The sequence below is a fragment of the Paraburkholderia sp. MPAMCS5 genome, from assembly GCF_036016995.1.
In the GTDB taxonomy this organism is placed as follows: Bacteria; Pseudomonadota; Gammaproteobacteria; order Burkholderiales; family Burkholderiaceae; genus Paraburkholderia.
In genome coordinates this window covers 87,316-108,541 of sequence record NZ_JAYXBK010000016.1, presented here as the reverse complement: position 1 = coordinate 108,541, position 21,226 = coordinate 87,316, and the positions used below count along the sequence as shown (strand labels likewise).

19 protein-coding genes are annotated in these 21,226 nt (G+C 63.5%); 17 read left to right on the top strand and 2 right to left on the bottom strand.

All coding sequences use genetic code 11. The annotated features are described in order from the left end of the window. Positions 1-75: 75 nt before the first annotated feature. The 15 genes from leuD (at position 76) to VOM14_RS26705 (ending at position 17,511) form a co-directional block, all read left to right on the top strand. A complete protein-coding gene (gene leuD, locus VOM14_RS26775) occupies positions 76-729 on the top strand; it encodes a 3-isopropylmalate dehydratase small subunit (protein ID WP_327631748.1) in 654 nt (217 codons plus the stop codon). 93 nt (positions 730-822) lie between these two features. Beyond that, on the top strand, positions 823-1,890 hold the full coding sequence (gene leuB, locus VOM14_RS26770) for a 3-isopropylmalate dehydrogenase (RefSeq protein ID WP_327631747.1): 1,068 nt from the start codon (positions 823-825) through the stop codon (positions 1,888-1,890). Positions 1,891-2,282: 392 nt separating this feature from the next. Then, positions 2,283-3,404: an aspartate-semialdehyde dehydrogenase gene (gene asd, locus VOM14_RS26765; protein ID WP_327631746.1), complete on the top strand. Its 1,122-nt coding sequence runs from the start codon at positions 2,283-2,285 to the stop codon at positions 3,402-3,404. A gap of 140 nt (positions 3,405-3,544) precedes the next feature. Then, positions 3,545-5,818 carry a FimV/HubP family polar landmark protein gene (locus VOM14_RS26760; RefSeq protein WP_327631745.1) on the top strand — a complete coding sequence of 758 codons (2,274 nt, stop codon included), beginning with the start codon at positions 3,545-3,547 and terminating at the stop codon, positions 5,816-5,818. Further along, the gene (truA, locus tag VOM14_RS26755) at positions 5,815-6,627 is read left to right on the top strand and encodes a tRNA pseudouridine(38-40) synthase TruA (protein WP_327631744.1); all 813 of its coding nucleotides are present in this window, start codon (positions 5,815-5,817) and stop codon (positions 6,625-6,627) included. The genes VOM14_RS26760 and truA overlap by 4 nt, the downstream gene beginning before the upstream one ends. Continuing rightward, positions 6,624-7,337, top strand: a complete 714-nt coding sequence (locus tag VOM14_RS26750) for a phosphoribosylanthranilate isomerase (RefSeq protein ID WP_327631743.1) — start codon at positions 6,624-6,626, stop codon at positions 7,335-7,337. Before truA ends, VOM14_RS26750 begins: the two co-directional genes overlap by 4 nt. Before the next feature lie 55 nt (positions 7,338-7,392). Then, entirely contained in the window at positions 7,393-8,586 is a 1,194-nt protein-coding gene (gene trpB / locus VOM14_RS26745) for a tryptophan synthase subunit beta (protein ID WP_327631742.1), read from the top strand. Positions 8,587-8,597: 11 nt separating this feature from the next. Further along, positions 8,598-9,503: a DNA-methyltransferase gene (locus VOM14_RS26740; RefSeq protein WP_327631741.1), complete on the top strand. Its 906-nt coding sequence runs from the start codon at positions 8,598-8,600 to the stop codon at positions 9,501-9,503. A gap of 53 nt (positions 9,504-9,556) precedes the next feature. Continuing rightward, positions 9,557-10,369 carry a tryptophan synthase subunit alpha gene (gene trpA, locus VOM14_RS26735; protein WP_327631740.1) on the top strand — a complete coding sequence of 271 codons (813 nt, stop codon included), beginning with the start codon at positions 9,557-9,559 and terminating at the stop codon, positions 10,367-10,369. Positions 10,370-10,448: 79 nt separating this feature from the next. Next, positions 10,449-11,321, top strand: coding sequence for an acetyl-CoA carboxylase, carboxyltransferase subunit beta (accD, locus tag VOM14_RS26730; RefSeq protein ID WP_327631739.1), 873 nt, complete (start codon positions 10,449-10,451; stop codon positions 11,319-11,321). Positions 11,322-11,514: 193 nt separating this feature from the next. Beyond that, on the top strand, positions 11,515-12,825 hold the full coding sequence (gene folC, locus VOM14_RS26725) for a bifunctional tetrahydrofolate synthase/dihydrofolate synthase (protein ID WP_327631738.1): 1,311 nt from the start codon (positions 11,515-11,517) through the stop codon (positions 12,823-12,825). 29 nt (positions 12,826-12,854) lie between these two features. Next, on the top strand, positions 12,855-13,811 hold the full coding sequence (locus VOM14_RS26720) for an SPOR domain-containing protein (RefSeq protein WP_327631737.1): 957 nt from the start codon (positions 12,855-12,857) through the stop codon (positions 13,809-13,811). A gap of 8 nt (positions 13,812-13,819) precedes the next feature. Then, on the top strand, positions 13,820-14,314 hold the full coding sequence (locus VOM14_RS26715) for a CvpA family protein (RefSeq protein ID WP_327631736.1): 495 nt from the start codon (positions 13,820-13,822) through the stop codon (positions 14,312-14,314). Positions 14,315-14,456: 142 nt separating this feature from the next. Next, complete coding sequence (purF, locus tag VOM14_RS26710) at positions 14,457-16,007, top strand: amidophosphoribosyltransferase (protein ID WP_327631735.1); 1,551 nt, start codon at positions 14,457-14,459, stop codon at positions 16,005-16,007. Between the two features lie 313 nt (positions 16,008-16,320). After that, the gene (locus tag VOM14_RS26705) at positions 16,321-17,511 is read left to right on the top strand and encodes an O-succinylhomoserine sulfhydrylase (RefSeq protein WP_327631734.1); all 1,191 of its coding nucleotides are present in this window, start codon (positions 16,321-16,323) and stop codon (positions 17,509-17,511) included. Positions 17,512-17,593: 82 nt separating this feature from the next. On the opposite strand, the gene VOM14_RS26700 is transcribed toward VOM14_RS26705, so the two are convergent. Beyond that, complete coding sequence (locus VOM14_RS26700) at positions 17,594-18,373, bottom strand: AraC family transcriptional regulator (RefSeq protein WP_327631733.1); 780 nt, start codon at positions 18,371-18,373, stop codon at positions 17,594-17,596. A gap of 45 nt (positions 18,374-18,418) precedes the next feature. Continuing rightward, positions 18,419-18,760 (bottom strand): FKBP-type peptidyl-prolyl cis-trans isomerase, encoded by a 342-nt coding sequence (locus VOM14_RS26695; RefSeq protein ID WP_006047612.1) that lies wholly within the window; start codon positions 18,758-18,760, stop codon positions 18,419-18,421. A 185-nt stretch (positions 18,761-18,945) separates the two neighbouring features. Here VOM14_RS26695 and VOM14_RS26690 point away from each other — a divergent pair, with 185 nt between their 5' ends. Together VOM14_RS26690 and VOM14_RS26685 are read left to right on the top strand one after the other, a co-directional pair. Continuing rightward, on the top strand, positions 18,946-19,749 hold the full coding sequence (locus VOM14_RS26690; protein ID WP_327631732.1) for a sensor histidine kinase: 804 nt from the start codon (positions 18,946-18,948) through the stop codon (positions 19,747-19,749). 92 nt (positions 19,750-19,841) lie between these two features. Further along, positions 19,842-21,185: a hemolysin family protein gene (locus tag VOM14_RS26685; protein WP_327631731.1), complete on the top strand. Its 1,344-nt coding sequence runs from the start codon at positions 19,842-19,844 to the stop codon at positions 21,183-21,185. The last annotated feature ends 41 nt before the right edge of the window (positions 21,186-21,226 follow it).

Sequence of the window (21,226 nt, the reverse complement as noted above, 5' to 3'; positions counted from 1 at the left end):
TTTTTGCCGGCGAGGCGGTGAGCGGCTTTCATGCCGTCAATCGCATCGCCCGGTCCTGAAACAGGCGCAAGCGTCATGGATAAATTCATCGTACATACCGGCGTCGTGGCGCCGCTCGATCGCGAGAACGTCGACACGGACGCGATTATTCCCAAGCAATTCCTGAAGTCGATCAAGCGCACGGGCTTCGGTCCCAACGCGTTCGACGAATGGCGTTATCTCGACCACGGCGAGCCGGGTCAGGACAACACCAAGCGTCCGCTGAATCCGGATTTCGTGCTGAACCAGCCGCGTTATCAGGGCGCTTCGGTGCTGCTCGCGCGCAAGAATTTCGGCTGCGGCAGCTCGCGCGAACATGCGCCGTGGGCGCTTCAGCAATACGGCTTCCGCGCGATCATCGCGCCGAGTTTCGCTGACATTTTCTATAACAACTGCTTCAAGAACGGCTTGTTGCCGATCGTGCTGAGCGAACAGCAAGTTGATCACCTGTTCAACGAAACGTATGCGTTCAACGGCTTTCAACTGACCATCGACCTCGATGCGCAAGTCGTGCGCACGTCGGACGGCAGCGCGGAATATCCGTTCGAAGTCGCGGCGTTCCGCAAGTACTGCCTGCTGAACGGCTTCGACGACATCGGCCTCACGCTGCGTCACGCGGACAAGATTCGTCAGTTCGAAGCCGAACGTATTGCGAAGCAGCCCTGGCTGGCTCACCGCATCGTCGGCTAATTTGTCGGCTAGCTGGTTGGTCATGGCTTGGGGCTCGACGCTCGCTCGCTGACTCACGCTCACAGTCTCGAAGCAAATTATTAAGGAATTCGCATGAAGATCGCAGTGTTGCCGGGCGACGGCATCGGTCCCGAAATCGTGAAAGAGGCCGTCAAGGTTTTGAACGTGCTCGGCGAAAAGTTCGAACTCGAAGAAGCACCGGTTGGCGGCGCGGGCTACGAAGCAAAGGGCCATCCGCTGCCCGAATCCACGCTGGCGCTCGCGAAGGAGGCCGATGCGATCCTGTTCGGCGCCGTCGGCGACTGGAAGTACGACAAGCTCGAACGCGCGTTGCGCCCGGAGCAGGCCATTCTCGGTTTGCGCAAGCATTTGCAATTGTTCGCGAACTTCCGTCCGGCGATCTGCTATCCGCAATTGACCGGCGCGTCCTCGCTGAAAGAAGAGATCGTGTCGGGTCTCGACATCCTGATCGTGCGCGAATTGAACGGCGACATTTACTTCGGCTCGCCGCGTGGCGTGCGCGAAGCGCCGGATGGCCCGTTCGCCGGCGCGAAAGAAGGCTTCGACACCATGCGTTATTCGGAGCCCGAAGTGCGCCGCATCGCGCATGTGGCGTTCCAGGCGGCGCAAAAGCGCGGCAAGCGGCTCACGTCCGTGGACAAGGCCAACGTGCTCGAAACGTCGCAGCTGTGGAAAGACGTGATGATCGAGGTGGCGAAGGAATACGCGGACGTCGAGTTGTCGCACATGTACGTGGACAACGCCGCCATGCAACTGGTGAAGGCGCCGAAGTCGTTCGACGTGATCGTGACCGGCAACATGTTCGGCGACATTCTCTCCGACGAAGCCGCCATGCTCACGGGTTCGATCGGCATGCTGCCGTCCGCCTCGCTCGACAAGAACAACAAGGGCTTGTACGAGCCGTCGCACGGTTCCGCGCCGGACATCGCCGGCAAGGGCGTGGCGAACCCGCTGGCCACCATTCTGTCGGCGGCCATGATGCTGCGCTATTCGCTGAACAAGGCGGAGCAGGCGGATCGCATCGAAAGTGCCGTGAAAAAGGTGCTCGAACAGGGTTACCGCACCGGCGACATCCTCACGCCCGGTTGCAAGCAGGTCGGCACGGCCGCCATGGGCGACGCGGTTGTCGCGGCACTGTAAGAGGGCTGGCGCCGGCGCAAGTCCGCGGCCGGCGCACAGCGCGATGAACAGATAGTCAGGTCGGCAAACGACCTTGTCATACGCGAATCGGCCTTTAAAATGGCCGTTTCGCGCGTTATACGGACGATAGCGGCAGACAACGACGTCGCCGGATTCCGGTTTTCGTGTATATTGTAGCGATGGCACAGACAGCTCAAATCTCCTCGATTTCGAAACTGCACGGCAAAACGGCCCGTGCGGTTGAGTTCGCCATTACCGCCACAAAGCTCATTAAAACGATTACCCCGAAAACGATCACGAAGCGCTGATCGTCCGTCGTGCCCGCTCATCTTCCCCGCGCGGTCACTGCGGGCAAAGATGCGGGGAAGCTTCCATTCGAAGGGTATGAAGTCATGAACGTAGGTCTCGTAGGTTGGCGCGGCATGGTCGGCAGCGTCCTGATGCAACGCATGCAACAGGAAGGCGATTTCGACCTGATCGAACCGGTGTTTTTCAGCACCAGCAACGCGGGCGGCAACGCGCCGTCGTTCGCCAAAAACGAGACCAAGCTCAAAGATGCGACAAGCATCGAAGACCTGAAGAAGTGCGAAGCGATCATTTCGTGCCAGGGCGGCGACTACACGAACGAAGTGTTCCCGAAGCTGCGCGCGGCAGGCTGGAACGGCTACTGGATCGACGCGGCCTCGTCGCTGCGCATGAAAGACGACGCGGTCATCATTCTCGATCCGGTCAATCTCGACGTGATCAAGAACGCGCTGGTCAAGGGCCAGAAGAATTTCATCGGCGGCAACTGCACGGTCAGCCTGATGCTGATGGCGCTCGGCGGCCTGTTCCGCGAAAACCTCGTCGACTGGATGACGGCCATGACGTATCAGGCCGCGTCGGGCGCGGGCGCGCAGAACATGCGCGAACTGCTGCAGCAAATGGGCACGCTGTACGGATCAGCCAAGGAAGATCTGGCTGATCCGTCGTCGGCGATTCTGGATATCGACCGTCGCGTGCTGAGCGCAATGAACAGCGACCGCATGCCGGTCGACCACTTCGGCGTGCCGCTCGCCGGCTCGCTGATTCCGTGGATCGACAAAGATCTCGGCAACGGCATGTCGAAGGAAGAATGGAAGGGCGGCGCCGAAACCAACAAGATTCTCGGCAAGCCTGCCATGGGCACGCCGGGTTCCATTCCGGTAGACGGCCTGTGCGTGCGGATCGGCGCAATGCGTTGCCACTCGCAGGCGTTGACCATCAAGCTGAACAAGGATGTGCCGCTGGACGAAGTGAACAGCATCCTCGCATCGGGCAACGACTGGGTGAAGGTTGTGCCGAACGAGCGTGAAGCGTCGATGCGCGATCTGTCGCCGGCGGTGGTCACGGGCACGCTGACGGTGCCGGTTGGCCGCGTGCGCAAGCTCGCCATGGGCGGCGAATATCTGTCGGCGTTCACGGTGGGCGACCAGCTGTTGTGGGGCGCGGCCGAGCCGTTGCGCCGCATGCTTCGCATTGTGCTCGACAAGTAAAGTAAACTACGCGCTCACGACGCGTAGAAAACTCAAGAAGCGTCGCGCTTGCGCGGCGCTTTTTTCATTTGTGTGCTCCGATTATCTTGTCTTTTTATAACCGCAAAAAAGGGCCGCGCGCTGACGCGCCAGGAGTCCCAATGAATCTTCGACTCTCTTCCCTTCGGGCCATGTTTGCGCGCCCGGATGCCGGCCGCCTCGCCGCCGCGGCCGCCGTCGCGTTGTTGCTGGCCGGCGCCGGCTTGAGCAGCGCAATGGCCGCGCCCGCCGACGCCGCGAGCGCGCCGGACGCCGCCTCGGTCTCGTATGCATCCGGCGGCCAATACACGGTTCGGCCGGGCCAGTCGCTGAACGACGCGGCGATTGCCGTCACTCAATCACACGATCGCGCCACGCTGGCACGCGCGGCGCGCGCATTGTTCGATGCAAATCCGAATGCTTTCATGAATCACGATCCGAGCCGGCTGCGGCTCGGTGCCGTGCTGACTGTGCCGGTGCTGGATGCGTCGGGCGCCGCGGCTTCGTCGGCGGCGGCGGAGGCTTCCGCTGCGGGGGCTGGCGGCGCGGCCGCGAGTTCGGCGGCGAGCGGGGCCGCGCAAGGCAACGCGGCTGCGGCGAAGGCGGGAAGCACGCCGACTCAGGCTGCCGCGCCGATTCAAGGCATGGCCAGCGCGGCAACGGACGCCAGTTCGGCGGCGACGCCGAGCGTCGTATCGTCGGCGCCGACGGCCGGTTCGCAGGCTGAGGCGGGCGCGAGCGGCACGCATGGGTGGACCGGATCGGTTCAGCCGTCGGCAAGCGCGGCAGTCGTCGGCACGGCCGCTTCACAGCCGCGCGCGCAGGTGTCGAGCTTGCAGCAATTGCTGGCGCTCAAGAATCGCGTGCTGATGGAATTGCAGAAGCATGGCATCGGCAAGTCGCCTGCCGCGCCAGCCGCTCCGGCGGCAAGCGGCGCGCAGCCGGCGGCGGGCGCATCGTCCGTGGTGGCGGCGCCGGGCCATCCGGGCGCCGCATTTTCCACGGCGAACCCGACGGGCATTTCGCAGACGAACCTCGCCGTGGGCGTGGCGGTCGGCGCGGCGCTCGTCGTGCTGCTGGGCGCATTGCGGTTTGGCCGGCGCAAACGTGAGCGCGCGGCTGAGGCGCAAGCGGCGTCGTCGGAAGAGGTGACGGCGCGGGCGGCTGAGCCGGCGGATTCGCTGGCTGCTCGTGAGGATGCGGCGCAGCGCGATCCAGGAGACGCGGACAACACCGCTACGCAGCACGCGGCCGCCATGGCCGCCGCCGAGCGCGAAGCCGCCGAAGGCCAAGCCGCAGCTCGCGAAATGTCGGAGCGCATCGCGGCGGAGCGCGAGGCGGAGATCCGCGCCGCGGCGACGCGCGAGGCCGAGGCGCGCGACGAAGCAGCGGCACCCACGCCTGGACAGGCGGCCGGGCGGCACGCAGCGGAAGAGGCCGAAAGCGAGCGCCTGACGGCAGCGCAATCGGCAGCCGATGCAGGCGCAGCGGCTGCAATCAGTGGAGAGAAAAACGCGGTTGAAGAAGCCGCCGCACGACAAGCGACGTCGGAATCGGAAGGATCCGCAGCCGAACGTTCGTCCACGGCGCATCAAACCGCGGCGCACGAGGCGCCCGATCTCGACCTCGTCACGCCGCAGCACGTGTCACACGAGCAAACCAAGCCCGCCTCAGAAGCGCATCACGAAAATCTGGACGGCGCGACGACGGCCGCCAGCCTTAGCGCCGCCGCCGAACTCGGCGCCGACGCGCTGCCCCGTGCGCCGCTCGGACCGCTCGACGAGACGTGGGAGCACGAACCGGCTTCGCATCGTCTGGAATGGGACGACGAAGCGTTGCCGGACGAGCCGATGGAGCCTTCGCTCCCGCTCGCGGCCGCATCGACGGAATTTCCGCGCGAGGCGCTCGAGTCGTTCGGCAGTCTCGACATGCCGTTGCCCCGTCGCGTCGAGTCCGCCGCCGACACCATTCACGCGCCCGAATCGTTGAGCAGCCAGCCGGTTGCGTCGCCAGAAACGACCGCGCGACAGGCGTTTCCGCCGCCGCCCGATGCCGACGCAGCGCCTCATGCCGCCGACGAAATCGCAGCCGGAACCGCCGGCCGTGGCGCCGTCGCGGGACTGGGCGCGGGCAATCTCGGCGCGGCGGGCTTCGGCGCGCTCAAGCTCGACTTTGACCTGGAATTGCCGCCCGGTCCGACCCAGCCGTTGCCGGCGTTCACGCCGGCCGACCTCGCCCGGATAGCGCGTAACAAGCTGGATCTGGCCGCCGAGTACATCGATCTGGGCGATCTGGCCGGCGCGCGCACGTTGATCAACGAAGTGATCGAAGCAAACGATCCGGCGACGCGCAACGACGCCCGCGCGCTGCTCTCGACGCTCGCGCCGTTGTCGTGAAGCGGATTGCTCTAGGCATCCAGTACGACGGGTCGGCGTTCTGCGGATGGCAGTCGCAGCCGCACGGCAACACGGTTCAGGACGAACTTGAACGGGCGCTGCGCGAATTCGCGCAGACTCCGGTTCATACGGTTGTCGCCGGTCGGACGGATACGGGCGTGCACGGGCTCGGCCAAGTGGTGCATTTCGACACGGAACTCGAGCGCGCAGACGTCTCGTGGGTTCGCGGCCCGAACTCGTTTTTGCCGAAAACGATCTCGGTCCAGTGGGCGAAACCCATGGCCGACGAGTTCCACGCGCGTTTTTCCGCGTTCGAACGCACTTATTACTATGTGCTGTACGTACATCCGGTGCGCTCGCCGATGCTCGCGGGCCGTGCGGGCTGGGTGCACACGCCGCTGGATGTCGGCGCGATGCGCGCAGCTACGGCCCATTTGATCGGACAACACGACTTTTCGGCGTTCCGCTCGTCGCAGTGTCAGTCGAAAACACCGATCAAACATCTGTATCAGATCGACATTCAGCAACACGGCGATTTCATTCATTTCCGCTTTCGGGCGAACGCATTCCTACACCACATGGTGCGTAATCTGATGGGATGCCTGGTCTATATCGGCAAGGGGCGTCGCCCGGTCGAGTGGATGGCGGAAGTTCTGGCGAGCCGCGACCGCGAATGGGCCGCGCCGACCTTCATGCCGGACGGGTTGTATCTGGCGCAGGTGGGCTATCCTGAGCAATTCGCCGTGCCCGCGCCGCAGACCGGCAGCGTGCCGTGGAGCACCATTTGGAGCGAGCAAGCGCAATCATGAACCCAACCGACAACATCAGGACCGAAACGAGCGCCGGCGGCGCGCAGCAGGCCATGCCGCGACGCACGCGCATTAAGCTTTGCGGCATGTCGAAACCGTCTGACGTGAGCTGCGCAATCGACCTCGGCGCCGATGCCATCGGCCTTGTGTTCTACCCGCCGAGCTCGCGTTCGGTGAGCGTCGCGCAGGCCGTCGAACTGGTGCAGGACGTGCCGCCGTTCGTGTCGGTGGTGGGTTTGTTCGTCAACCCCACGCTCGACTGGCTGAGCGAAGTCGTGAGCAATGTCGGACTTTCGCTGTTGCAGTTTCACGGCGACGAGACCGCGGATCAATGCGAATCGCTCGCGGGCGTTGCGGGTTTGCCTTGGTTGCGCGCGTTGCGGGTTGCGGCGGATACTCAACCGGCCGATTTGGTAAAATCGGCGCTCAACTATTCAGCCGCCAGTGGCTTACTGTTCGACACTCACGTCGAAGGCTATGGCGGCGGCGGGAAGGTTTTCGATTGGTCACTTATTCCAGCAGAGCTCGCGCGTCGGGCCGTTTTGAGTGGTGGGTTGAACGCGCAAAACGTCAGTGATGCGATCCATCGCGTGCGCCCGTACGCGGTCGATGTCTCGAGCGGCATCGAGGTTCTGGGCGCCAAGGGCGTGAAAGATCACGCCCGGATGGCGGCGTTCGTACGCGCGGTGCGCGCGGCGGACGCCGGATGATTCCGCAGCGCGGTGCTTGATCCCAAACCCGCGCGCCACGAAAAGAGTGATCACCATGTACAACTTGCCTGATGAACGAGGCCACTTCGGCCAATTTGGCGGCGTGTTCGTCGCCGAAACGCTAGTGCACGCGCTCGACGAGCTGCGCACAGCCTACGAGAAATTCCAGAAAGATCCTGCTTTCGTCGCCGAATACGAGCGCGAGCTGAAGTATTTCGTCGGTCGTCCTTCGCCGATTTATCACGCACAGCGATGGAGCGAGATGCTCGGCGGCGCACAGATTTTTCTGAAGCGCGAAGATCTGAATCACACCGGCGCGCACAAAATCAATAACGTGATTGGCCAGGCGCTACTCGCGAAGCGCATGGGCAAGCCGCGCGTGATCGCCGAAACCGGCGCGGGGCAACATGGCGTGGCGACGGCGACTATTGCCGCGCGTTTCGGCATGGAATGCGTGGTCTACATGGGCGCTGAAGACGTGCGCCGCCAGGCCGCGAACGTCTACCGCATGAAGCTGCTCGGCGCGACCGTCGTGCCGGTCGAGTCGGGCTCGCGCACGCTGAAGGACGCGCTGAACGAGGCGATGCGCGACTGGGTCACGAATGTGGAAAATACGTTCTACATCATCGGCACGGTGGCGGGTCCGCATCCTTATCCGATGATGGTGCGTGACTTCCAGCGCGTGATCGGCGACGAATGCAAGGTGCAGATGCCGGAACTCATCGGGCGTCAGCCGGACGCCGTGATCGCGTGCGTTGGCGGCGGTTCGAATGCGATGGGCATCTTTTATCCGTATATCGACGATACTTCGGTGCAGCTTATCGGCGTGGAAGCAGCCGGCGACGGCATCGAATCGGGTCGTCACGCGGCGTCGCTGATCGGCGGAAGTCCGGGCGTTCTGCACGGAAACCGCACGTATCTGCTCCAGGACGAAAACGGCCAGATCATCGAAACGCATTCGGTGTCGGCGGGTCTCGACTATCCCGGCGTCGGCCCTGAGCACGCGTGGCTAAAAGAGAGTAACCGCGCGCAATACGTGGGCATCACCGACGAAGAAGCGCTCAAGGCGTTCCACGACTGTTGCCGCATCGAAGGCATTATTCCGGCGCTGGAGTCTAGCCACGCGCTGGCGTACGCCATGAAGCTCGCGCCTACGCTGCCCAAAGACAAACACCTGCTGGTGAATCTGTCCGGCCGCGGCGACAAGGACATGCACACGGTCGCCGAGCGATCGGGCATTCAGTTCTGAGCGCCTCAACGATGCGTGACGAGTTCGACGAGCCCCAGCCGGCCACTACCGAAATACCGCCGGCTGGCGAGCCGCGGACGCCCGAAGCGCCTGCGTCGCTGTTGCCGCAGGTGCCTGCAGGCATCCACTTGTTGAACCGCGATTTTCTGACCGATGTAGCGAACATTGCGGATGCGTCGATCGACCTGATCCTATGCGACCCGCCGTACGGGCTCGGCAAGGATTACGGCAACGACTCCGACATGCGCACCGGCGACGATTTTCTCGCCTGGACGCGTGGCTGGCTCGAGCTTGCCATTCCGAAGCTCAAGCCGTCAGGTTCGCTGTATATCTTCTGCACCTGGCAGTACGCGCCGGAAATCTTCAGTTTTCTGAAGACCAGGCTCACGATGATCAACGAGATCATCTGGGACCGGCGGGTGCCGAGCATGGGCGGGACGGTGCGCCGATTCACGTCGGTGCATGACAACATCGGCTTTTTCGCGGTGTCGAAAGACTACTTTTTCGACCTCGATCCCGTCCGCATCCCGTACGATGCCGTCACGAAGAAGGCGCGTTCGCGTAAGTTGTTCGAAGGCAGCAAGTGGCTGGAGCTTGGCTATAATCCGAAGGACGTCTGGTCTGTATCGAGGTTGCATCGGCAACACGCCGAACGCGTCGATCATCCCACGCAAAAGCCTTTGGAAATTGTCGAGCGGATGGTGCTGGCAAGTTGTCCGAAGGGCGGCCGAGTGCTCGACCCCTTCATGGGCAGCGGCACCACTGCAGTCGCTTGCGCCCGTCAGCAGCGCGAATTCGTCGGCTATGAGATCAATGAAAGTTACTGCGCGATAGCGCGAGAACGCGTCAGCGCCGCTGCTGCCGCGCCGCGCCGGTCGGCCAAAGCCAAGGCGCCAAGGCAAACCGAAGTGCAATAAGCGCCAGGCAAGGCGCCAGGCGTCGCGCAGTCGCTCCAATCGAGAATAATTCCATGTCCCGTATCAAGAACACCTTCGCCGCGCTGTCCGCCCAAGGCAAAAAAGGCCTGATTCCGTTTATGACGGCGGGCGACCCCGATCCGGCCCGCACCGTCGAATTCATGCACGCGCTTGCCGCCGGCGGCGCGGACGTGATCGAACTCGGCGTGCCGTTTTCCGACCCGATGGCGGACGGTCCCGTCATTCAGCAATCGTCCGAGCGCGCGCTGGCGCACGGCGTGTCGCTGCGCCACGTGCTCGCCGACGTCAAGCGTTTCCGCGAAACCAACGACACGACGCCTGTCGTGTTGATGGGCTACGCCAACCCGATCGAACGGATGGGCACGGAAGCCTTCGGCAAGGCGGCGCAGGAGGCGGGCGTCGACGGCGTGCTGGTCGTCGACTATCCGCCGGAAGAGTGTGCTAACTTCGCCGAAAAAATGCGTTCCGCGGGAATTGATCCGATCTTCCTGCTGGCGCCTACGTCGACGGACGAGCGCATCGCCGAAGTCGGAAAAATCGCGAGCGGTTATGTGTATTACGTGTCGTTGAAAGGCGTGACCGGAGCGGCAAATCTGGACGTTTCCAGCATCGCGAGTAAAATCCCGGCGATCAAGTCGCGCGTGCCCTTGCCGGTGGGCGTCGGTTTTGGCATCCGTGACGCGGAAACGGCGCGTCTCGTGGCCGAAGTTTCCGACGCCGTCGTAATCGGCAGCCGCATCGTGCAATTGCTCGAGCAGGCGGCCCCCGAAGCCGCCGCCGAAACGCTCACGCGTTTCGTCGGCGAGGTGCGCGAGGCGCTCGATAGCGTCGCGACTGCCCGATAACAGTAATTTTGTCGTCTGTCGTGCGAGCGGCGGGTTCGTCCCGCCGTTTGTGCAACCGTAGACCCCTGAAGGATTCACTATGAGTTGGCTCGATAAGCTGCTGCCGCCAAAAATCAAACAAACCGATCCAAAAAGCCGCAAGGGGATTCCGGAGGGCCTGTGGATCAAGTGCCCGTCGTGCGAAGCCGTGTTGTACCGCAACGACGTCGAGGCCAATCTGCACGTTTGCCCGAAATGCGATCACCACATGCGCATCGGCGCGCGCGAGCGGCTGGACGGCCTCTTGGACCCGGAAGGCCGCTACGAGATTGGCCAGGAAATCGTCCCGGTCGACGCCCTCAAGTTCAAGGACAGCCGCAAGTACCCGGAACGCCTGAAAGAGGCGATGGACGACACCGACGAAACCGACGCGATGGTCGTCATGGGCGGCGCGATCCACACGTTGCCAGTGGTCGTGGCTTGCTTCGAGTTTTCGTTCATGGGCGGCTCGATGGGCTCGGTAGTCGGCGAGCGCTTCGCTCGCGGCGCGCAGAACGCGCTTGAGCAAAAAGTGCCGTTTATCTGCTTTACCGCTTCGGGCGGTGCGCGGATGCAGGAAAGCCTGTTGTCGCTGATGCAAATGGCCAAGACCACGGCCATGCTGACCAAGCTCGCCGAAGCCAAGCTGCCGTTCATTTCGGTGCTGACCGATCCGACCATGGGCGGCGTGTCCGCGAGTTTTGCGTTCCTCGGCGACGTCGTGATCGCGGAACCCAAGGCGCTGATCGGCTTCGCTGGTCCGCGCGTGATCGAACAAACCGTGCGCGAAAAGCTGCCGGAAGGTTTCCAGCGCGCCGAGTTCCTGCTGACGAAGGGCGCGATCGACATGATCGTGGACCGTCGCAAGCTGCGCGAAGAAATCGCTCAATTGATGGCGCTGTTGGGCCACCAGCCGGCGGACGCCGTGGCGTAAGCCGGCACGGCGGCGCCGGCGTCCTTGTCAAGCGGCTGCCGTTGGAACCGAACACAGTTGAATTTGGCGCGCCGCGCGGGCAATCAAGCGGCGCGTTGTCATTTCCGGGATAATCACGGTCTCAGATACTGCGCGAGGCGCCAGCCCGCGCAGGTTCGTCACACCGCTCAATGATTTTCTCGCGATTCACCCGATGACCACATTCCCCACCCTCGACGCGTGGCTCACGCATCTCGAATCCGCGCATCCGGTCGGCATCGACATGGGTCTTACGCGCATCAGCCAGGTTCGCGACGCGATGCAGCTTTCGTTCGCGTGCCCGGTCATCACGGTGGGCGGCACGAACGGCAAGGGTTCCACGTGCGCCATTCTCGAATCGATCCTGTTGCGCGCCGGTTTCAGCGTGGGTTGCCATACTTCGCCGCATTTGCTGTCGTTCAACGAACGGGCGCGAGTGAACGGACACATGGCGAGCGACGCGGAACTGCTGCCGCACTTCGAAAAGGTCGAGGCCGCGCGTTCGAGCCTGGCCGAACCGGTCACGCTGACTTATTTCGAATTCACGACGCTGGCCATCATGAGCCTGTTCGCGTCGCGCAGCCTCGACGCGGTGATTTTCGAAGTCGGCCTGGGCGGTCGCCTCGACGCAGTCAACATCCTCGATACCGACTGCGCGATCATCACCAGCATCGACATCGACCACACGCAATATCTGGGCGACACGCGCGAGAAAATCGCGGTGGAAAAGGCCGGCATTTTCCGGTCCGGCAAGCCGGCGATCTGCGCCGACCCGGTGCCGCCGCAAACGCTGATCGACTACGCGGAGAAAATCGGCGCCGAACTGTGGCTGTTTGGCCGCGATTTCCGCTACGAAGGGCAGGCGGGCAGCGAGCGCCAGCAATGGAGCTACGTCGGCCCGACGCTGCGCCGCTCGGCGCTCGCCTATCCGGCGTTACGCGGCGCGAATCAGTTGATCAACACCTCGGCGGCGCTCGCCGGCCTCGAAGCGCTGCGCGACCGCTTGCCCGTTTCGGCGCAGGACATCCGCCTCGGTCTTGCGAACGTCGAATTGCCGGGGCGTTTTCAGGTGCTGCCCGGCAAGCCGGCCATTGTGCTGGATGTCGGGCACAATCCGCACGCCACCGCCGTGCTGGGCCAGAACCTCGGCAACATGGGTTTTTTCCCGTACACGTACGGCGTGTTCGGCGCGATGGGCGATAAGGATATCGCTGGCGTGCTTGCGCATCTGAAAGGCGAAATCGACCATTGGTGCGTAACCGATCTGCCGACGCCGCGCGCGGCATCGGCGGCGGACCTGGAAGCCGCCTTGCGCGAGCAGGGCGTGGAAGACGGCGCGGACAGCAGCGTGACGCGCTATGCCACGCCCGCAGAGGCTTACCAAGATGCGCTAAAACGGGCGTCAGAGAATGATAGAATTGTCGTTTTCGGCAGTTTCTATACGGTAGCGGGCGTCATGGCCTACCGTAAATCGCAGCAACACTGAACGGGCGCCACGCTCGAACCAAGCGATTCATGGGAATTTTCTCGTTCGGCAAGAAAGACGACGCGCCCAGCCGGCGCGACGCAAACACCAGTTCCACCCGGGCCGCCCGTGGCGAGCGCGTGGAGCGGCGAACCCGCCGCACGGAACGCCCGGTCGAAGCCGATGCGATGCTGCTCGACCCTACGTTGCCCGAAAAGCAGCGCGCGCGGCGTCGGCTGGTTGGCGCCATTGCCATGGTCGTCGCGGCGGTGGTCGTGCTGCCCATGGTGCTGGACTCGCATCCAAAGCCTGTCACCGACGACATTTCCATCGACATTCCCAACCGTCCCGCGCCGAAGCTCGCGCGGCACGACGAGGACACGCAGGCTGGCGTAGCGCCGGACAATCCGGCGCCGGACGCGGCGCTCGCGGCTTCCGGCCTCGCGCCCGCAGCAAAGGCGGCGCAAACGCAGTCCGGCGCGGCGAAGCAGGCCGAGGCGAACGCGAATGCAGCGTCCGCCGCTAAAGCGCCGGCAGCAAAGCCGCGGGCCCCTGCGGTTGCGGCAAATGTCGCGCCGGCACCGGCAACGGCAACGGCCACGCTAGCGGCTTCGACAGCGACGGCAAAGCCGGCCAACAAGCCGGCAGTGCACAACACCAGCAATAGCAGCAGCACCACAGCCACACCCACAGCGCCGGCCGCAGACGAAACCAACGCCACAGGCACCAGCACTGAAGCGACCGGTACGCCGGCGTCGCCGCCTGGCAGCCGTTTCGCCGTGCAGCTCGGCGCGTTCGCCAACGAAGCCAACGCGCGTAATTGGGCGGTGAAGTTGAAAGCGGCCGGTGTGCCTGCATATACCGAACATCGGAAGCAACCTGACGGCTCGACATTGACACTGTTGCGCGCCGGTCCATTCGCGGACCGCGCGGCGGCTAGCGCGGCAATCGCGAAGGTGCGCGGCGCGGGCCTGACCTCAACGCCGAACAGCGGCGCCGCGCAGTAAAGCGAGCGATGTTCACTGCCTTCGACTACGCTGTAATGGCGGTGATCGCCTTGTCGGCCTTGCGCGGCACATGGCGCGGGTTCTTGTCCGAGGTGTTCGGGCTGATCGGCTGGATCGCGGCGTTTTTCATCGCGTGCCGTTTTGTCGGTTATGTGGTGCCGTTTATCCCGTCCACGTGGCCGGGCGGCGCGTTGACCCAATGGTTGCTGGCTTTTGCGCTGGTGGCGATCGGTGCGGTGCTGGTGGCGAGCGTGCTGAACGCGCTCCTGAGCCGCATTGTTCAGGCTACCGGCCTGAGCGGCGTGGACCGCTCGCTCGGTTTGATGTTCGGCCTCGTGCGCGGGGTCGTTCTGGTGCTGATTCTGGTCGCCCTTGCCGGCTTGACCGAACTGCCCCAACAGGAATTCTGGCGCAACGCCTTGCTGCGGCCTTATGCGGTCGAGGGCGTGCACGTAATGAAACCGCTGCTTCCGGAGACGCTCGCCGCCTACGTCCGCGTGTGACGATCGGGCGAGTGCCTCAGGAACGCGGCAGGACTCCGGCGCAAACCGGTTGCCTTGACATCATGTCGCGAACCGTCGCGTCATATCGCGCTCGCGAGGCACCGGCCGCTCTGACGAATTTCGTACCTTAGAAGGACATGCCATGTGCGGCATCGTAGGCGTAGTTTCCCATTCTCCGGTCAACCAGCTGATCTATGACAGCCTGCTGCTTCTGCAGCACCGCGGTCAGGACGCCGCCGGCATCGCGACAGCGAACGGCAGCAATTTCCACATGCATAAGGCAAACGGCATGGTGCGCGACGTGTTCCGCACGCGCAACATGCGCAGCCTGCCCGGTACGTCCGGCATCGGCCAGGTCCGTTACCCGACCGCCGGTTCGGCGTCGAGCGAAGAAGAAGCCCAGCCGTTCTACGTGAACGCGCCGTTCGGCATCATCCTCGCGCACAACGGCAATCTGACCAACTGGCAGCAGCTGAAAGATGAGATGTTCCGCATCGATCGCCGCCACATCAATACCAATTCCGACACGGAAGTCATGCTCAACGTGCTCGCGCACGAATTGCAGCTGGCCAGCTCGGGCCTGCAACTCGATCCGTCCGCGCTGTTCAAGGCGGTGTCGGGCGTGCATCGCCGGGTGCGGGGTTCGTATGCGATCGTTTCGCTGATCGCCGGTTTTGGTCTGCTCGGTTTCCGTGACCCGTTCGGCATTCGCCCGCTTTGCCTCGGCAAGCAGGAAACGGCGGAAGGCGTCGAGTGGATGCTGGCGTCGGAATCGGTGGCGATCGAGGGCATCGGCTTCGAGTTCGTGCGCGACGTGGCGCCGGGCGAAGCGGTGTTCATCGACCTCGAAGGCAACGTGCATTCGCAGCAATGCGCCACGAATCCGAGCCTGAACCCGTGCATTTTCGAACTCGTGTATCTGGCGCGTCCGGACTCGGTGCTCGACGGCGTGCCGGTCTACAACGTGCGTCTGCGCATGGGCGACTATCTCGCGGAGAAGATCAGGCGCGAGTTGCCCGACGTCGCGATCGACGTGGTCATGCCAATTCCCGATTCGTCCCGTCCGGCCGCCATGCAAGTGGCGAAGAAGCTCGGCGTGGAATACCGCGAAGGCTTCTTCAAGAATCGCTACGTGGGCCGCACCTTCATCATGCCGGGCCAGGCGGTGCGCAAGAAATCGGTGCGTCAGAAGCTGAACGCCATGGGCATCGAGTTCAAGGGCAAAAACGTGCTGATCGTGGACGACTCCATCGTGCGCGGCACCACTTCGCATGAAATCGTGCAGATGGCGCGCGACGCCGGCGCCAACAAGGTGATTTTCGCGTCGGCGGCGCCGCCGGTGAAATTCCCGAACGTCTACGGTATCGACATGCCGACGCGCGGCGAACTCGTCGCGCATGGCCGCACGGACGAGGAAGTCGCACGCATGATCGGCGCGGACCATCTCGTCTATCAGGACGTCGACGCGCTGAAGCAGGCCGTGCGCGACATCAACCCGGCGCTCAAGGAGTTCGAAGCGTCGTGCTTCGACGGCAACTACGTGACGGGCGACGTGACGACCGAGTATCTCGACCGCATCGAAACCGCGCGTCTTGCGCCGTCGTCGCAATCGGATCGCGACGCCGCGAGCGAAGCGATCGACGGCGGCGCCCCCGCGCGCTCGCAACTGCATTTGCAACTGTCGGTCGGCTGATGCGAACCGCGCGTTCGCGGCACGGCGCGGCTTGCTGCACGCCGCGCCGCGAGCGTGTTAGCATGACGGCTTGCGTCGATTTGATCTCAGCTTGCGGACGCGGGGCGACCCGAAACAGCTAAAGCGAAGGGTGGAAAAACCGCAATCATCCGCCTCCGCTCCAGCTTTCCCCGCACATGAAGCCCGCTTGTCCCGACGCAAAAATGCGCCGGCGCAAAAGCGGGCTTTTTTGTTGCTGCCGTCCGGCGGCGCGGTCGCGTTGTACAGGCCGCGCGCCGAACGCAGTCATGGAACATTGGAAACCACAACGAACATGGACGACTCCCTGAACTTCGACACGCTGGCAGTCCGCTCGGGCACGGTGCGCAGCGACTTCAACGAGCATTCGGAAGCGATTTTCCTGACTTCGAGCTTCGTCTTCGCGAGTGCCGCGGACGCCGCCGAGCGCTTCAGGAATTCCGAAGACTACTACACGTACTCGCGCTTCACGAACCCGACTGTTTCAATGTTCCAGGACCGTCTGGCCGCGCTCGAAGGCGGCGAGGCGTGCATGGCGACGGCGTCGGGAATGGCCGCGATCATGTCCGTCGTGATGTCCACGCTGCAAGCCGGCGACCATCTGGTCAGCTCGCAGGCGCTGTTCGGCTCCACGCTCGGCATGTTCTCGCAAATTTTCAGCAAGTTCGGCATCGCAACCACGTTCGTCGATCCAACCGATCTGGACGCCTGGAAAAACGCCGTGCGTCCCGAGACGAAAATGTTTTTCCTCGAAACGCCGTCGAATCCGCTGACAGAAATCGCCGACATAGAGGCGATCAGCAAGATCGCCAAGGCCGCCAACGCGCTGTTCGTGGTGGACAACTGTTTCTGTAGCCCGGCCTTGCAACAGCCGCTCAAGCTCGGCGCGGACGTCGTCATGCATTCGGCCACCAAGTTCCTCGACGGACAGGGCCGTGTGCTGGGCGGCGCGCTCGTCGGTTCGAAGAAATTCATCATGGAAAAGGTGTTTCCGTTCGTGCGCAGCGCTGGGCCGACGCTCTCGGCGTTCAACGCGTGGGTGTTGCTCAAGGGCATGGAAACGCTGTCGCTGCGCGTCGAAAAGCAGTCGGCGAATGCGCTTGAAATCGCGCGCTGGCTCGACACGCATCCCGCTGTGAATCGCGTGTTCTATCCGGGCCTCGAATCGCATCCGCAGCACGCGCTCGCCATGCGTCAGCAGAAGGCGGGCGGCGCCATCGTCTCGTTCGAACTGAAGGGCGAAACGCCGGAGCAGATGCGCGCGAACGCCTGGCGCGTGATCGACAACACCAAGATCTGCTCGATCACCGGCAACCTCGGCGATACGCGCACGACCATCACGCACCCGGCCACGACCACGCATGGCCGCGTGACGCCGGAAGCGCGCGCGGCGGCGGGCATTACAGAAGGCCTGATTCGTCTTGCCGTGGGGCTGGAAAACGCCGCGGATGTGCGAGCCGATCTGGAGCGCGGTCTCGCGGGCTGAGTTGCCTGAAACTGAAGCACTGAAGCAGGACGTGAAGCGCGCTGAACTTGTCTGTCAGCGCGCTTTTTTTATGCGCGAACGCTCAATGCCGCAGCGCGCGCCACTGACCGGGCGCAAGCCCAAAGCGGCGCGTGAACGCGTGTGTATAAGCGCTCTGATCGCCGAAGCCGATGTCCAGTGCAATGTCCGTCAGCGAGCGCCGCGGGTCGGCCAGCAACGTGAGCGACGTGTCGAGCCGCAGCCGCTGCAAATAGCGATGCGGCGTTTCGCCGAACGCTTCGATAAAAAGTTGATGAAAGCGGCGCATGCCGAAGCCGCAATGCGCGGCGAGATCGGCGATACGCAACGGCTCGGACAGATGCGCGCGCAACCAGCGGTCGATGCGCGCGAAGTCGAGTCCCGCGCCGGGCGCTTCAGCGCCGCTTTTCGTGGCCGCTCCGGCCACCAGTGCCGCGCCGAGGCGGGCGGCCGCATCCCAATGAAAACGGCGGATGTCGAGATCGTTCGACGCCGCGCTACCCGCGGCTTGTGATGCAATGCGTTGCACGAGTTGCGTGAGTTGCGCATCGACGCTGACCGCCCGCGCGCAGTCGAACAGACGCTCCGGCACGGCGAGCGTTGCGGCTGGTAAATCCAGCACCAACTGGCGGTTTTCGCCGAGCCCCGCATAATCGTGCCGCGCGCCGGCAGGAATGAGCCATGCGCAGCGCGCGTCGATGCGTTGCGCAATGCCTTCCACCGCCATCACCATCGCGCCGTCGAGCCCGAGCACGACCTGGTGAAAGTCGTGCACGTCCGACGCTTGCGTCGCGTCGAAGCGGCGAAGCGAAACGCTAGGAGCGGTCACGGCGGTGTGAGTCATGGAATTGCGCAACGCCAAACGTCAAACGGACAAACAGGCGCTGCTTCAGACGTCGAGCAATTCGACTTCGAACACGAGCGTTGCATTCGGCGGAATTACGCCGCCCGCGCCGCGCACGCCGTAGCCGAGTTGCGGCGGAATGGTCAGCTTGCGCGTGCCGCCGACCTTCATGCCTTGCACGCCTTCGTCCCAACCCTTGATGACCATGCCGCCGCCGAGCACGAACGCGAACGGGTCGTTGCGGTCCTTGCTCGAGTCGAACTTCTGACCGTCGGTCAGCCAGCCGGTGTAATGCACGCTGACGGTTTTGCCAGCAACCGCTTCCGCGCCCGTTCCTTCAACGATGTCTTCGTACTTCAAGCCGGATTCCGTAGTCACAGTCGACATGTGTCGCTCCTCAGTTCACAAACGTAAAACCGACATTGTAGGCGCGTTGACGCGGCCCGGTCGATGAATGCCGCGTGGCACGCAGATTGCAACCAGCATTGGCCATCCGGCCAGGCTGGTGACGCCCGGCGGCATGCCTATAATGAGGCTTTCCCCATCATCAAGCATTGCCTGAGAGGTCGATCGTGACAACGTCTTCAACCGGAAGCACTACCGCACAACCGGTGAGTTCCGGGTTCGCCGTATCCGAACGCACCGCGCATCTGCGCGCAGAAACCGCGCTCTTCATGCGCGACTACGTGCTCGGGCTGGTGTCGCACGATCTGCGCGGGCCGCTGAACGCCATTCATAGCTGGGCTTACGTGCTGGAGCGCAAGCTCGACGCGAACGATCCCAACTCGCAGCGCGCCATCACGGGCATTCGCAATGGCGTGGATCAGCAGGTCAAGTTGCTGGAGTCGATCGTCGACGCCACGCGCGCCGAAACCAGGTCGCTCGCGCTCACGTATGCGCCTTTTCGGCTGCATCCGCTGCTCGATGAAACCGCTGAAGAAGTGCGTTCGGGGCTCGCGCGCATGCGTGGCGTCGAAGTCGTCGCCAACTCCCAGCTTGCCACGGAGCAACTGAACGGCGACCGCGATCGGCTTGCGCAAGCGCTCTGGGTGATGCTCATATTTGCTGTCGAAGCGAGCTCGCAGGGCGCGACCGTCACGCTGACATCGCGCGCGGACGCCACCAGCTGGCACACCGCGGTTACGTACGAAACGAGCGGCTCGCTAGACGATTCCACATTGCCTCACGTGCTCGAAGCATTCGCGCGCAAGCAGGCCCGCGAGCCGCGCGAAGCCAACCGCATCGCGTGGGTGCTCGCGCTGTGCAAGCGCGTCGCGGAAGCGCACGGCGGCGGTTTCGAGCAGACCGACGCAAGCGAGAGCGCGCCGTCCACGCTTGCGTTGCGCGTGCCCTTCAGCGCGCCGGCAGCGCGATGAGCGGCCAGTCCGGGCGCGCATCGGGTGCGAAAAACTTTTCGACTAGCTTTCAGCCTCTATACTGACAACTTTTGTTGCCGGAGCCTTCCGCTTTGATCCAGGTTGTCGCCCTAATCGGTGCAGTGTTTCTCGTTGCCCTGAACGGTTTCTTCGTCGCCGCTGAATTCGGCCTGGTCAAATTACGGCAAACGCGCGTGCAAAGCCTCGCCGAAAAGCACGGCATGCGCGGACGCCTGCTTGCCGAGGTGCATGGCCGCCTCGACGCCTATCTATCGGCCTGCCAGCTCGGCATTACGTTGGCTTCGCTGGGACTTGGCTGGATCGGCGAACCCGCGTTTGCCGAACTGCTCACGCCGCTTTTCAGCGTGGCTGGTGTGGAATCGGAGAAGCTGATTCACGGCATTTCGCTGTTCTTCGCGTTTTCGTGCATTTCGTTTCTGCATATCGTCGTGGGCGAACTGGCGCCGAAGTCGCTGGCCATCCGGCAGGCGGAGAAAGTGTCGCTGTGGGCCGCCACGCCGCTATACGGCTTTTACTGGACGATGTATCCGGCCATCTGGGTGCTCAATACGAGCGCGAACGCCGTGCTGAGGCTCGCCGGCCTGAATCCCGATCATGGCCACGACTCGCACTACTCCACGGACGAACTGAAGCTGATCCTGCGCACCCGCCGCACCAACGTCGTGTCGGAGCGCGGCGCGCCGGAAGATGCCTATAGCCAGGACGAGTGGAACACCATCGCGCATTCGCTGGATTTTTCGCGCATGACCGTGTCGGACCTGATGCGCCCGGCCTACGAAATGATCGGCTTGCGGCGCGATCTGCCGTTGCGCGACAACATGCAGGTGGTGGCGCGGCACCGCTTCAGCCGTTATCCGCTCTTTGAAGACGCCACCGGCGAGCGCGTGGCCGGCATGATCCACTTGAAGGACCTGCTGCTCGCGCGCCACGCGGGCAGTACGCTCGACGATCTCTCGCAGTACGCGCGCCCCGTTCAATACGTCAAACCGGAAATGCCGGCGCTCGAACTGTTCCGGCGCTTTCGCAAGGGCGCGCCGCATTTCGCGCTGGTCGGCCGCAAAAGCTCGAAGCCGATCGGCTTTCTCACGCTCGACAACCTGCTCGGCGCGCTGGTCGGCCAGATTCACGACGAATTCCGTCAAGGCGACGCCGACTGGACGCGCATGGACGACGCCACGTTGATGGGCAAAGGCAGCCTGCCGGTAGTGTCGCTGGAACGCGCGTTGGGAATCGATATCGACGAAGGCAAGGCCGAATCGGTCGGCGGACTCGTGATTCAGGCGCTCAACGATTTGCCGACGGAAGGGCAGCGCGTCGAATTCGATCGCTTCGACGTGGTGGTGAAAAAGATGAAGGGCCCGCGCATCGTGCTCGTGCGCGTGTACCCCAAGTTATTCGACGACGAAGGCGGCTAACGCCTCGCGGTTTGCGCGCGCCTTCGTCTGCCGGATAGCCG